This window comes from Bacteroides sp. 214 (assembly GCF_010501015.1).
GTDB lineage: Bacteria > Bacteroidota > Bacteroidia > Bacteroidales > Bacteroidaceae > Bacteroides.
In genome coordinates, this window is sequence record NZ_QVML01000002.1 from 425,325 (window position 1) to 438,794 (window position 13,470).

Genomic DNA, 13,470 nt, shown 5'->3' on the forward strand with positions numbered 1-13,470 from the left:
CTTTTATTTGGTGCTATTTTTAGGTTGTTTGTTTTCTTTTTAAGGCGATAATAGCGGGCTATTTGAGCCGCAAAAAGAGAAGAAACAGACAAAAAGAGTGCTAAAGAAAAAACGAACCAACGGTCGGCGAAGCCAAAGCATCTTATAGTAATTATTCTGTGGAAATTCAAAACAGCTTCTAAATTCAAAACAGTTTTTAATTTCGGTTAAGAATCACTTCCATTTCTCATTTTATTGTGTGTTATGAAGTTTTGTGCTAATTTTGTGCGCAATGCGCTCATTGCGAACACACTAAAAACTCCTGTATAATGATAAAGAAAGTAGTAATCGGGCTTTGGATACTCTTTTTGTTGATAGTCCTTTCTGTTGTATTGATGTTTATGGGTATATCCAAAGGATGGATTGGCTACATGCCTTCTATAGAAGAAATAGAGAATCCAACGTATAAATATGCTACACAGCTCTTTTCGGAAGACGGAAAAGTACTTGGTTCTTGGTCTATCAGTAAAGAAAACAGACTCAATACGACATATAATGAATTATCACCGGGCTTAATCAATGCGCTGATTGCTACCGAAGATGTGCGCTTTGCCAACCATTCGGGTATCGACTTAAAAGCATTTGCCCGCGCGGTTATTAAACGTGGTATCTTGATGCAAAAGAATGCCGGTGGTGGAAGTACCATTAGTCAGCAGCTAGCCAAACAGCTTTATACAGAAGAAGTAGCTACCGATCTGAGCGAACGTCTGCTGCAAAAGCCAAACGAATGGGTAATCGCCGTAAATCTGGAACGCTATTATACCAAGGAAGAAATACTAACGATGTATCTCAATAAATTTGACTTCCTGAATAATGCAGTGGGAATCAAGACCGCTGCTTATACTTACTTCAACACTACTCCCAAAGAATTAAAAATAGAAGAAGCTGCTACACTGATTGGTATGTGCAAAAACCCTTCGCTCTATAATCCGCGTCGATTTAACGAACGTTCCAAAGGACGTAGAAATGTGGTGCTCGACCAAATGCGCAAAGCTGGTTACATAACCGAGCAAGAATGCGACTCCCTACAAGCACTTCCACTGGAACTAAAATATAATCCTGTTGACCATAAAGAAGGTGTTGCAACTTATTTTCGCGAATACTTGCGTGGTGTAATGACTGCCAAAGAGCCTGATAAGAAGAAATACCGTGGCTGGCAAATGCAGAAATATTATGAAGATTCTTTGGCTTGGGAAACCAATCCGCTCTATGGCTGGTGCGCTAAGAATAAAAAGAAAGACGGAAAGAATTACAGCGTTTATACGGATGGATTGAAAATATACACCACGATTGATTCGCGTATGCAACAATATGCTGAGGAGGCTGTAAAAGAACATCTTGCCGGATACCTACAACCACATTTCTTTCGCGAAAAGCGACGTAGCAAGACTGCTCCTTTCTCTAAAGATATTTCTACAGAGGAGGTAAATGCTATTTTACAACGTTCTGTTCGTCAAAGCGAACGCTATAACGTAATGAAGACATCGGGCGCTACAGAAAAAGAAATAGAAGAGGCCTTCAATACACCCATAGAAATGTCGGTGTTTTCGTGGAATGGAGCTAAGGATACTATTATGACACCTATGGATTCCATTCGTTATTACAAACACTTCCTGCGTACAGGCTTTATGTCGATGAATCCGGTAAACGGACATGTAAAGGCGTATGTGGGAGGACCCGATTATCCCTACTTCCAATATGATATGGCAATGGTGGGGCGTAGGCAGGTAGGCTCAACAATAAAACCATTCCTTTATACGCAAGCTATGGAAAATGGTTTTACTCCATGCGATGAAGTACGCCATGTAGAATATACTTTTATTACCGAAACAGGTGAACCATACACACCACGTAACTCCATGCGTGATAGATATGGTGAAATGGTAACACTGAAATGGGGCCTATCACGCTCTAGCAACTGGATTTCGGTATACCTGATGAATAAGCTAAATCCTTATGCGCTAGTAAAGCTAATTCACAACTTCGGCATATTGAATCGCGATATACAGCCTACTCTTTCGCTTTGTTTAGGACCTTGCGATATATCTGTGGGCGAAATGGTTAGTGCATACACTGCTTTTGCCAATAGAGGTATACGAGTAGCGCCACTGTTTGTTACACGTATTGAGGACAATGAAGGGAATATCATAGCTAACTTTACACCCGAAATGGAAGAGGTGATGAGCGCCAACAGTTCTTATAAGATGCTTGATATGCTTCGTTCGGTTATAAACGAAGGTACAGGAGGGCGTGCCCGTCGCAACTATGGGCTAACAGTACAAATGGGGGGTAAAACCGGGACTACCAACAACCACTCCGATGCTTGGTTTATGGGATTTACACCATCGCTTGTGTCGGGCGTATGGGTAGGTGGCGAAGATCGTGATATTCACTTTGATAACATGACATACGGACAAGGGGCAGCTATGGCATTGCCTATCTGGGGACTATATATGCAAAAAGTATATGGAGATGAAACCTTGGGATATAGTCAGGCAGAGGAGTTCCAGGTGCCTGAGGACTTTAAGCCGTGCGAAGAAGATGTTTCCGAAGTGCAACAATATCAAGGAACAGAATTAGACGACTTGTTTAATTAATTTCTATGCATACTTGCCTTATCTGCATAGGTAGCAACTACAATAGAAAAGAAAACCTGGCTCTTGCTGCCAAGTGGCTCAGAGAAGCGTTTTGTAAGATGACGTTTGGCTCTGTACAAGAGACCGAACCGATAGGAATAGCGAATAGTGCTTTGTTCTTCAATCAGTTGGTTGAGTTTCGCACTCAGCTTGATAAGGATACGGTCGTTTCTATATTAAAAAGCATGGAAATTAAAGCGGGAAGGACTCCCGAAGACAAGGCACAAGGCAAGGTTATACTCGATATAGACTTGTTGCTTTTTGACGATAAGGTGCTGAAGTCCGAAGAGATGAATAGAACTTATATAATTAAAGGAATAAATGAACTTAGACCGCACAAGACAACCACTCATTAGGCAACTCGATAACTTTGAGATAATACGTCCCGAAAGATTATTCCTATCCAATGGTATTCCTCTGAATGTATTGCAAGCAGGTAGTCAGGACGTTGTGCGCCTTGACTTGTTGTTTGAAGGTGGTAGCTGGCAGCAAACGCAGAAACTGCAGGCACTCTTTACAAATAGAATGTTGCGCGAAGGGACAAAACAACTTACTGCGGCTGAAATAGCCGAGAAATTGGATTATTATGGCGCTTGGCTTGAACTGGCAACTTCGGCGGAATTCTCTTATGTTACACTTTACTCCCTAAATAAGTGTTTTGAGGAAACATTGGCGGTGGTAGAATCTATAGTGAAAGAACCACTCTTTCCGGAAAAGGAATTGAATACAGTAGTTGAAAGCAATGTGCAGCAATATTTGATAAACCAAACAAAGGTTGATTTTCTTTCGCATCGCAGTATCTTGCATTCATTATTTGGTGATCAGCACCCTTGCGGAACATTTGCAACCGAAGATGATTTCAGAAGAATAACACCTGCTGTTTTACGTAGTTTTTATCAAGAAACTTATCGGGCGGAATATTGTTCCGTTTACATATCGGGTAAGGTTACGGATGAAATTATAAAGCGTGTAGAAGATGCTTTTGGAAGCATGCCATTTGTTTCGGGACACTCTCTTTCTGAAGAACCCTCTTCTCCTTTATTTACAATAAAAGAGAAGCGAATATTTACCGAACAGCCAGAAGCATTGCAAAGTTCCGTGAAGCTGGGGCTACTTTCGATAACACGCTCGCATCCCGACTACTTGAAGCTGCGTGTGCTGGTTACTATTCTGGGCGGTTACTTCGGAAGTAGGCTGATGTCGAATATTCGCGAAGAAAAGGGCTACACTTATGGTATTTCTGCCGGACAGTATTTTTATCCCGGTACAGGAATTGTTGTTATAGCGACCGAAACAGATAATGATTATGTGGAACCACTCATTCGCGAAGTTTATGCGGAGATAGATAGATTGCAAAACGACTTGGTAAGTAAACAAGAACTGTCTGTCGTTAAGAACTATATGCTGGGTGATACGTGCCGCAGTTATGAGTCGCCTTTCTCGTTGTCGGATGCGTGGATGTTTATTCAAACAACCCGTTTGCAAGCCGATTATTTCTCTTCGTCTGTCAATGCGATAAAGGATGTAACCCCTGAAGAACTGCGCGATTTGGCCTGTCGGTATTTATGTAAAGAGAGCTTAAAAGAGGTTGTCGTAGGAAAAAAGTCTAACTAAAAACCACAAGAATTGATTACAAATTAGCGATAAATTGTATTTTTGTGTTCTAAACATTTACTTCTCAATTAAAAAGAACAGAATGAAATACATATATATCCTAATAGTCTGCCTGCTTACAGTAAACTCAGCTACTTTTGCGCAAAGCAAAATCGGTACATATACCTTCAAAAACGGTGCTGTCTATACCGGTGAACTTAAAAGCCGTAAACCGAATGGCAAAGGGAAAACCATCTTTAAAAATGGAGACATATACGAAGGCGAATACGCGAAAGGTATGCGCGAAGGTTATGGCGTTTTTTCACGAACCGAAGGTGAACGATACGAAGGAAACTGGGCACGAGGTAAGAAAAATGGAAAAGGCGTGTTCTATATGCTGGACAATAACCGCTACGATGGGCTTTGGTTAGACGATGCAAAACAAGGTCATGGTATTATGTACTACCACAATAGCGATAAATACGAAGGAGAATGGGTAGATGATAAACGCGAAGGATATGGAATTTATTCATGGCGTAATGGCGCTCGCTATACCGGTTCGTGGAAAGCTGATAAAAAAGAAGGCGAAGGAACTTTTATCTGGGATGATGGTTCTAAGTACCAAGGAACTTGGAAAGAAGACTTGCGCAGCGGCAAAGGAACATTCGATTATGTAAATGGTGATACTTATACAGGCGATTGGAAAAATGACATACAGCATGGCAAGGGAATTTATGTCTTTCATTCGGGCGAACGCTACGAAGGTTCTTATGTTGATGGAGAACGTACCGGCGAAGGAATCTTCTATGAGGTAAACGGCGATAAATATGTAGGACAATTCAAAAAAGGCATGCGCGACGGTAAAGGAACCATGACCAGTGCTACCGGCACAGAGTATGATGGTTATTGGGAAAACGATCAGCGCGAAGGATACGGCATTTATCGTTGGAGCAATGGCGATGTGTACGAGGGCGAATGGAAAGAAAATCAACCGCATGGACAAGGTACGTTAACCCTTGCCAACGGAACAAAATACAAAGGCGGTTTCTTTGCCGGGTTTGAAGAAGGCAAAGGTGTGCTTATTGACAAAGACGGAAATCGCTTTGAAGGCTCTTTTGTGAAAGGACAAAGAGATGGGGATTTTAAAGAAACAGACAAAGACGGAAAACTACTTCGACAAGGCACTTATAAGCAAGGGCGAATAGATAAAATAGAAACAATCCAATAGTTTTTCTGAAATAACGTAACGTTTAGTGTGACTATGCTGTATTGGTTTTGCCATACAGCCAGGTAGGTTGTGCCATTGTATTGGCACAGCAGTGCCAACGCATTGGCACAACAGTGCATCAACAGTGGCACAACAGTGCCAACGCTTTGGCACAACCTACCGTGTATCTGTTAATGTTTTTAGTTGACTACTTTCAGTCTTATTAATAGAGTTGGTTGACTCGGTTTATCTTTAGTTATAAACTAGGTTGACCTTTTTCATTGCTTATTGATGAAGCCGTGTATGGATTCTGTCCTAATACCATTTTTTGCGTTTGAAAAACAAATAACCACCTACTCCTACAAGTAACATTAATCCCCAAGCAAATAAGTATCCATGTTTCCACGATAGTTCGGGCATAAATTCAAAATTCATCCCCCATACCCCAACAAGGAAGGTCAGCGGAATAAAAATTGTAGATACAACTGTAAGCCGCTTCATTATTTCATTCATCTTTAAGTCATTGTTGGAAATATAAAGGTCTACTAACGAAGAGAGTGTTTCTCTACAGATTTCGATGGTTTGTAGCACGAATTGTAAATGGTCGTTTACGTCGTCAAAGAAAGGATGATTTACCTTGTGTATTAATGTACTGGTAGAGCGTAGTAGTTTGCTATATTGCTCTTTTAGTGGCAGAACAGCACGCTTAATCTGCATATATTGGCGACGCAGACTTTGTATTTGTATACCAATGTCTTTGGCGTTGGTGATTTTGAGCAATTCTTCTTCCAGATCTTCCAACGAATCGTCGATAGTAGAAACAATATTTATATAGTTTCCTACAACACTATTTATTACAACGCTAAACAGATAGTCGCTTTGCTTTTGGCGGATGCGTAATGTGTTGCTTTTGATGGCTGTGGAGATATCATCAAACAGTTGCGTCTCTTTCTCTAAAAACGTAAGCACAAAGTTGCTTCCTAAAATAATTGCTACTTGTTGTTGCGTAAGTTCTTCTTCTATATTTTCGTTTGGTCGGAATATTTTTGTGATAAATACGATATACTTATCGTGTTCCTCTATTTTTGTGAGATGATTGGCATTTAGAATATCTTGTAATACGAGGAAGTCTATTTCGAAATGCTCGCATACTTCTCGCACTACTTCTGTATCCTTCATTCCACAAGTGGTAAGCCAGTTGACACAGTCGCACTTGATTGAGTCAATAATGCTTTTGATGTTTTTCCCTTTGGCTTCTTGCAATTCGTGCTCGTTGTAGCTAACCAGTGTCAGATGTGGCTCTATTTCACTTGTTCCGGTGTAAACCAGCTTCTCTAAAAGTAGATTGTTTTTTGATTTCCCCATAATGCTGTTATGTGTTGATACACATACAACAAAAACAGGAGGCCAAATGTTTGCGGTCTACGCCAAGTCTACCACTGTTATGCCCGCGCCACCAAACTGCACATGCTCGTCGGCAAAGTGTTTGATGCCCGGAACGGTTTGCAGATATTGGCGAATAAGCACACGGAGAATACCTGTCCCTGTTCCATGTAGGATGCGCACCCTATCCATACCAACTAGTATGGCATCATCTATAAAGTATGTTACAGCTTGCAAAGCTACATCACCGCGCATGCCGCGTACGTCGATATCTTGTTTGAATGATAACTTCTTTTCGTACATTTGGTCATGTGTTTCGCTGCTAACAAAGGTGCTTTTTACTGTTCCCATTTTCTTAGGAACAGCAGCAGAGTGTTCCAGCCTGTCCAGTTTTACGTTTGTTTTGATGTTGCCGAATACTACCGTTGCATTCTTTCCGCTCACTTCAAGGACTTCTCCGGTAGATGATTGCCCCTTGAGTTTTACCAGTGTACCAACACTAATAGGCGGTATCTTAACAGTTTGCTCTTTGGCTTGAGTAGGTGCTTGTTTTTTTTCTTTTTTGCGGTTTTGCTTTTCTTCTAATTTCTCCATTTTTCGAGATATCTTCTCTTCCTTTTCATCAGCAGAGAGTTTCTCGATAGCTTGGCGAAAGTCGACAAGTTCTTGTCTTGCCATGCGGGTTTTTTCTTTATCCGCTTGTGCTTCTTTAATGGAGCGAATGGTATTTTCTATCTTGGCATTAGACTCTTGCAACAGTTGTTCAGCCTGTTCTTTTGCCTGTCTGATAATTTCTTTTTTTGCTTCCTTCAGTTCTTTGCTCTCGGCTTCGTACTTGGCAATGGCTTCTTCCATCTGTTTTTCACGCTGACGAATATTCTGGCGTTTGTTTTCCCAGTAGCGCTTGTCGCGTACAATGTCTTGCAAGTATTTGTCGGCATTGATGTACTCGCTTCCAACAATTTCCGAAGCATCGGCAATGACTTCTTCGGGTAGCCCAATCTTACGTGCTATCTCTACTGCAAATGAACTTCCGGGATTGCCGATTTGCAGCTGAAAGAGTGGCTGCATCAAGTGGCGGTCGTAAAGCATAGCTCCGTTGATTATGCCTTCATGGTCTTCGGCATAGTGCTTAAGGTTTTGGTAGTGTGTGGTAATCACACCATACGTGCCCTTTGTATTATAACGTTTCAGTACCGATTCGGCAATAGCTGCTCCAATTTGCGGTTCGGTACCGCCACCAAATTCATCTATGAGGATAAGACTTTGCTCATTGCAGTTCTTCATCATCATCTTCATGTTGGTGAGGTGAGAGGAGTAAGTACTGAGATCGTCTTCTATGGATTGCTCATCGCCTATGTCCATGAAAATGTGTTGAAATATACCTGCATGGCTACGTTCGTGCAGTGGAATGAGCATACCGCATTGTAGCATATATTGCAATAGCCCCACTGTTTTAAGGCAAACGGATTTACCCCCGGCATTGGGTCCTGATATGACAAGAATACGTTGTTCTGTATTCAATTCAATGTCCAGCGGAACCACTTTTTTCCCATGACGTGCAAGAGACATTTGCAATAATGGGTGTACAGCCATTGTCCAATCTACCAGCTGTTTATTTTCCAGTATCGGCTTAATGCTTGTGGTTTGTATAGCGAAGCGACTTTTTGCACGAATGAAATCAATTTCGGCAAGGAACTCATACGATTGCAATATTTCTGGTGTTGTCGGACGAACGCTGTCGGTAAAAGCAGTCAAGATGCGAATAATCTCTCGTCGTTCATCAGCTTCCAGTTCGCGAATACGGTTGTTTGCCTCCACCACTTCTGATGGTTCAATGAAAACTGTTTTCCCACTTGCGGATTCATCGTGTACAATTCCCTTGATTTTTCGCTTCAGTCCGGGGGCAACAGGTATTACTAACCGGCCATCTCGCATGGTAGGAGTTACATCTTTGTCAACAATACCTTCGGCTTGTGCATGGCGAAGAATGTTATGTAAAGAACGAGAAATACCACTCATGGTGGTCATCAACTCCTTACGGATACGAGCTAACTCGGGCGATGCATTATCTTTTATCTTACCATATTTATCGAGGATGCGGTCAATTTGGATGATGAGTTGTGGGAAAACTTCCACCTCTCCTGCCAATTTTTTCAGGCTAGGGTAGGGGGTGTCGCCATCTTCTTCCTCCGTTTTTTGCAGAAACCGAACGATGTTACGTATAGTCTCTAGCGAGCGCCTTAAATCAAAAAGTTCCTGCTCATCAAGATACATTCCTTCCACACGTATACGCTTTAGTGAAGGTCGTACGTCAAAAAAATATTGGTCAGGGAAATTGTCCTCTTCCTGTATAACACGTACGAATTCGGCTATTTGGTTGAGTCGTTCATCAATGTCATCGTATTGTACAAGGAAGTTCATGTTCTCTACGCGTTCCTTTCCTAAAGAACTAAGGCATTTATCTTTTAATAGCTGTCTGACTTGGTCAAACCCTATCTTCTGTTCAAAATTGTGTGGGTATATCATTTGCTTATACCTTATCGGTTTCGCTGGCAAAAATACAATTTATAGTTGAAATTTTATTGAGAAAGTTTGCTTAATTAAAAAACCTTTGTACCTTTGCATCGCTTTTGACGAAAAGCACTCTTAATTTGAGAGTTTTGGAGAGATGGCAGAGTGGTCGATTGCGGCGGTCTTGAAAACCGTTGTACTGCGAGGTACCGGGGGTTCGAATCCCTCTCTCTCCGCAAGCAAATAAAGTAAATCCCTTGTAAATCAAACGATTACAAGGGATTTTTTCTTTTAACATACAATCTTACATACAAAATCACCGTTAATCTTCCTTTTATTTAAGAAAGGCAAAAGCCCGAACAATGCCGGGCTTTCGTACTTCTTTTTGTCGCAACAACAATTGAAGTATTTTCGTATGGAATGGCAGAAATACCATTCTTTGGCAAAGGTAACAAAAAAAAGCGATTATTGGATTGGGACAATCACATCTTCATCCCATTCATCCGAAACGGTAACAACAAATGGCTTTTGTGTAATCACATCAAATAAATTACCCTCAACGATGGTCTTTTTATTACGATAAAATGAAACTGTTATGGAGCAAGCCCCTAATTCATTGTTGCTTTCGTCATAAACTGACAATGTAAGAGTGCGCCCACTTTGTGGTAACAAATAAAATCCAAATTCATTCACGTTTCCATTTTCTATTGTTAGATATGATTCCATAACGGATGCAATCCCGGAAGAACCCTCATGGGTAACGGTTTCGTTTTGAGTATTAAAAACCGGATAGTATGACATCTTGACTTTTACTTTTTTTATGTCCGATGGAACGGCATCATTTAGCTTCACAACCAACTTACTATTCAAGCGAGAAAGGTTTATTTCGACTCGGTCGTTTTCCGCTCCAATGGTCTTTTCTGTCTTCAAATAAAACGAATCTTTGTTTTTTAGATTTATCATCGCCCTGTTATAGTCCTTTTCAACATACATGGTTGCTGTACCTGCCGAATTGTCCGTTCCATAGCCAAAGAATACCAATTGATAAGTTCCGGTGGGTATCCACAAAGAAATGTTCCCAAATTCAGAACTTCCGACATCTGAAATCCTTTGTTCGCCTGAATAGATTTTTCCCGTAACGGTGTTTTTCAAGTAGTAATTGATAATTGTCAATACTGAACTTGCATCCGCCCGTGTGCTGGAACTCCTTAACATTGGTGAGTTCATCGGTTGCACATCCACATCCAATGCTTTCACGTTGAAATTTACTTGTACCATTTCGGTATCTGGCATGTCTTCAATGCCGTTTTCATTACTGCATGAGCAAAAGGCGACCAAAGTCGCCATCAAGATAAATGTTTTTCTTAACATACTTATATTATTTAAAATTTGACGGGCAAAGGTACTGAATAAGGATGATAAAGAATAAAGCCACCAACCTATTGGGTTGATGGCTTTAATCTGATAGCGGAACAATTTTATTCATCTTCACATTCTTTGCAGCATGCTCTAAACATGTTGATGATTGAACGAATTAAAAGATGATTCAATTGCAGTTCTTGCGGTAGATGCCCGTTGTCAGAACCTAAATAACCATTGAAGATTTCATTCAATCTTTCTTCGATTTCTTGTGAACCATAGTCGGATAAAATGCCATCAATCGCTTGTTGTGTTTTCATAAGCTGTTTTTTTTAGATTACTAACTGAATAATATAAAACGTTAGTTGAATTATATTTCATTGAATCCAATTACCCCCATATTATGCTCAATAGACTGTAGAAGAAATTTTTGAAGTACGCTTTTCAATTGTTCAAATGCTGGATTATATTCGTTTTTTATTAATTCGCAAGATGTTTCTTCGGTATAAGTTTTCCGCAAAGCATCCATTGTTTGTTGCCAATGATTGTTTAATGTGTGCATACATTCGACAAAAGCATGGGTTTCGGGGCTGATTGTTAAATTCTCTTTTTTCATTTTATAAATTATTTGATTTCATTAGTTCCAATGCAAGTTCAGCATCAACCGTTATCATTCTACCATGTTGGGATATTGCACGGTCTATTCTTCCGCTTGACTTTATCCGATTTGCCGTTGTCATACTACAATTAAACAATTGGGCAATGCCCGAAATTCCATACACAAGGCGTTTTTCTTTCGGTGTATTATCAGTTGCAACTATTGGCGTTTGATTCATTAGTTCCAAAAATTCGCCAACTGTAAGTTGCCACAAAGGCTTGTTCAAATCGATATTCGTTTTCATGTTGATTTTTGTTTTAATTCATGGGCAAAGTTCCAACAATCTTTCTAAAAAATCAACGTTGTTTCAGAAATTTGTTTTATCTTTGTTCTGATAATCAATCAATTAGTGTATTATCATAATACACCAAAGACAATTTTCAAGAGGGTCTTAGAACCCGTTTCTCCACATTTGATATTTACAATCAGCACATTATATAAATTGTACACGAAAATGTACACTATTTTGGTATTTTACCACATAATACGATATGATTCGGGTTCGTGGCTCAAAATTGAGCACACCATAAAAATTTGGTATGTCAATTCATAGAACCATTTTCCAACGGTGCAATTTTGTGCCGTCATGTTTTTCATCATGCTTCCGTAAATTCACCTATCGAAAAGGTGTTTTCATTGCTCGTTTCTTCCTGAATCTTGGCAAATGTCGCTTGCGGGTTCTTGGTAAGACCAACTTTTTCGACTGTTTCTTCTTGGGAAATAACCGGCTTGTTTCCGTTTGCAGTAAGCCAATAATTCAATTCGTCAATCTCACTTGTAAGCATGTAAGGGATGATTTCGGGTTCAATCTCCAATTCATCGCAATCAGCTTCCAAGGATGTATTGAATTGACCAATGAATGCTTTAATCACGTTGGTACGGCGTTGCAAGTATTCGTCAAAGATTTCACGCTTGTCTTGCACTTTCAAATGCGCATCCATGAAAAGCAATTTCAAGGCAATTCCAGATATTGCGCCCAATCCCTTGACCGATTCAAACGAAATGTCCGGTGTCTGGGTGATGGTGTATATCATGCGCAAAAGCGTTTCAATTTCCAACTTGACGGCTTCCGGTGCATTTGCCCAAGAAAGATACTTGGCATCCGAACCATCTTCACCCTCGATAATTGCACCCGATTCGCCTTTCTTGGAAAAGCCTTTCAATTCACCCTTGATGAAGATTTTGGGTGCTGCATGGTAGTCATTCGTATCGGCAAAGTTTGAAAGTAACACTTCAAGGCGGTCAATCAATGAATCAATGTCTTGTGTTTCATATTCGTCTTGATAGCCATAAACAACTGGTATCTTTCCGATGGCAATTGGCTTCGGGTATCCGTCAACCACTTCAAAGCCGTTTCCACCCTGAACCCACATCCAATGTTCGGTGTCTGTATAGGTTTCAAAATAGGTGATTGGCTTTTTCTCAACATCCTTGCGTGAAAATTCACGTGAAAAGGCTGTCATGTCGCCCGTTTCGTCAAAGTAGGGGTAAAGCGTATCACCAAAAGCGGGTGAAAACAAGGCACAACGTAACTTGAATTGCGACTTGAACCCATAGTTTGAATTTGGTTTTTCAGTTGGATACCATAATTCCGCGCATTCCTTAAACCCAAACATGGCACGTGCTATCTTTCGGTTCAAGCTGTTTGACTTTACATCATGCAATATGCGCTTCAAGGCTTTCATCACCAATTCTTGGTTGTCGTTTTGTGTTTCGGCATCATAGACAACCGGATTTCCAAACAGAAAGGCAATCGCCCTTTTGATAACCAACTTTTGAATTGCCAAACTGATACGTGCAACCTTTTCGATTCGGTATGCTGTTTCTTTCTTTCCGCCAATATATCCATTGGGTAATGACTGATGATTTTCGCATACGTCTTCACCGTCAATCTTCACACGCTTGTCCGGGCGGAACACTTTATTATTGATTTTATGTTGTTCCGGGTCAAGCACCTTTTTTGCACTTGCAACATTTGGGTGTGGATTATAACGGTGCAATTTGAGTTCTTTGATAACTTCATTTGCTCCCTTTAATTTAAAAACATTTTCTATTTTCATATTTTTTTGTGTTATGATAAT

General features: G+C 40.4%; 11 protein-coding genes and 1 tRNA gene. 5 read left to right on the forward strand and 7 right to left on the reverse strand.

Going from position 1 to position 13,470, the window contains the following annotated elements:
- Positions 1 to 308: 308 nt before the first annotated feature.
- From D0T50_RS03435 to D0T50_RS03450, 4 genes are all read left to right on the forward strand, one after another.
- On the forward strand, positions 309 to 2,636 hold the full coding sequence (locus D0T50_RS03435) for a transglycosylase domain-containing protein (protein WP_163222008.1): 2,328 nt from the start codon (positions 309 to 311) through the stop codon (positions 2,634 to 2,636).
- A gap of 5 nt (positions 2,637 to 2,641) precedes the next feature.
- Positions 2,642 to 3,031 carry a 2-amino-4-hydroxy-6-hydroxymethyldihydropteridine diphosphokinase gene (locus tag D0T50_RS03440; protein WP_163222010.1) on the forward strand — a complete coding sequence of 130 codons (390 nt, stop codon included), beginning with the start codon at positions 2,642 to 2,644 and terminating at the stop codon, positions 3,029 to 3,031.
- The gene (locus tag D0T50_RS03445) at positions 2,997 to 4,289 is read left to right on the forward strand and encodes a pitrilysin family protein (RefSeq protein WP_163222012.1); all 1,293 of its coding nucleotides are present in this window, start codon (positions 2,997 to 2,999) and stop codon (positions 4,287 to 4,289) included. Before D0T50_RS03440 ends, D0T50_RS03445 begins: the two co-directional genes overlap by 35 nt.
- 82 nt (positions 4,290 to 4,371) lie before the next feature.
- Positions 4,372 to 5,496, forward strand: a complete 1,125-nt coding sequence (locus D0T50_RS03450) for an MORN repeat-containing protein (RefSeq protein WP_163222015.1) — start codon at positions 4,372 to 4,374, stop codon at positions 5,494 to 5,496.
- Positions 5,497 to 5,790: 294 nt separating this feature from the next.
- Here the strand turns inward: D0T50_RS03450 and corA are convergent, their stop codons facing one another.
- On the reverse strand, positions 5,791 to 6,840 hold the full coding sequence (gene corA / locus D0T50_RS03455) for a magnesium/cobalt transporter CorA (RefSeq protein WP_163222017.1): 1,050 nt from the start codon (positions 6,838 to 6,840) through the stop codon (positions 5,791 to 5,793).
- Between the two features lie 57 nt (positions 6,841 to 6,897).
- On the reverse strand, positions 6,898 to 9,387 hold the full coding sequence (locus D0T50_RS03460; RefSeq protein ID WP_163222019.1) for an endonuclease MutS2: 2,490 nt from the start codon (positions 9,385 to 9,387) through the stop codon (positions 6,898 to 6,900).
- Positions 9,388 to 9,523: 136 nt separating this feature from the next.
- Between D0T50_RS03460 and D0T50_RS03465 the strand changes: the two genes are divergently transcribed.
- Positions 9,524 to 9,608, forward strand: a tRNA-Ser gene (locus D0T50_RS03465).
- A gap of 229 nt (positions 9,609 to 9,837) precedes the next feature.
- On the opposite strand, the gene D0T50_RS03470 is transcribed toward D0T50_RS03465, so the two are convergent.
- The 5 genes from D0T50_RS03470 to D0T50_RS03490 form a co-directional block, all read right to left on the reverse strand.
- Positions 9,838 to 10,719: a fimbrillin family protein gene (locus D0T50_RS03470; RefSeq protein ID WP_163222020.1), complete on the reverse strand. Its 882-nt coding sequence runs from the start codon at positions 10,717 to 10,719 to the stop codon at positions 9,838 to 9,840.
- A gap of 131 nt (positions 10,720 to 10,850) precedes the next feature.
- On the reverse strand, positions 10,851 to 11,051 hold the full coding sequence (locus tag D0T50_RS03475; RefSeq protein ID WP_163222022.1) for a hypothetical protein: 201 nt from the start codon (positions 11,049 to 11,051) through the stop codon (positions 10,851 to 10,853).
- Between the two features lie 50 nt (positions 11,052 to 11,101).
- Positions 11,102 to 11,347 (reverse strand): hypothetical protein, encoded by a 246-nt coding sequence (locus D0T50_RS03480; protein ID WP_163222024.1) that lies wholly within the window; start codon positions 11,345 to 11,347, stop codon positions 11,102 to 11,104.
- Between the two features lies 1 nt (position 11,348).
- Positions 11,349 to 11,633: a DUF3853 family protein gene (locus D0T50_RS03485; protein WP_163222026.1), complete on the reverse strand. Its 285-nt coding sequence runs from the start codon at positions 11,631 to 11,633 to the stop codon at positions 11,349 to 11,351.
- 352 nt (positions 11,634 to 11,985) lie between these two features.
- The gene (locus D0T50_RS03490; protein ID WP_163222028.1) at positions 11,986 to 13,449 is read right to left on the reverse strand and encodes a phage portal protein; all 1,464 of its coding nucleotides are present in this window, start codon (positions 13,447 to 13,449) and stop codon (positions 11,986 to 11,988) included.
- Positions 13,450 to 13,470: the final 21 nt, after the last annotated feature.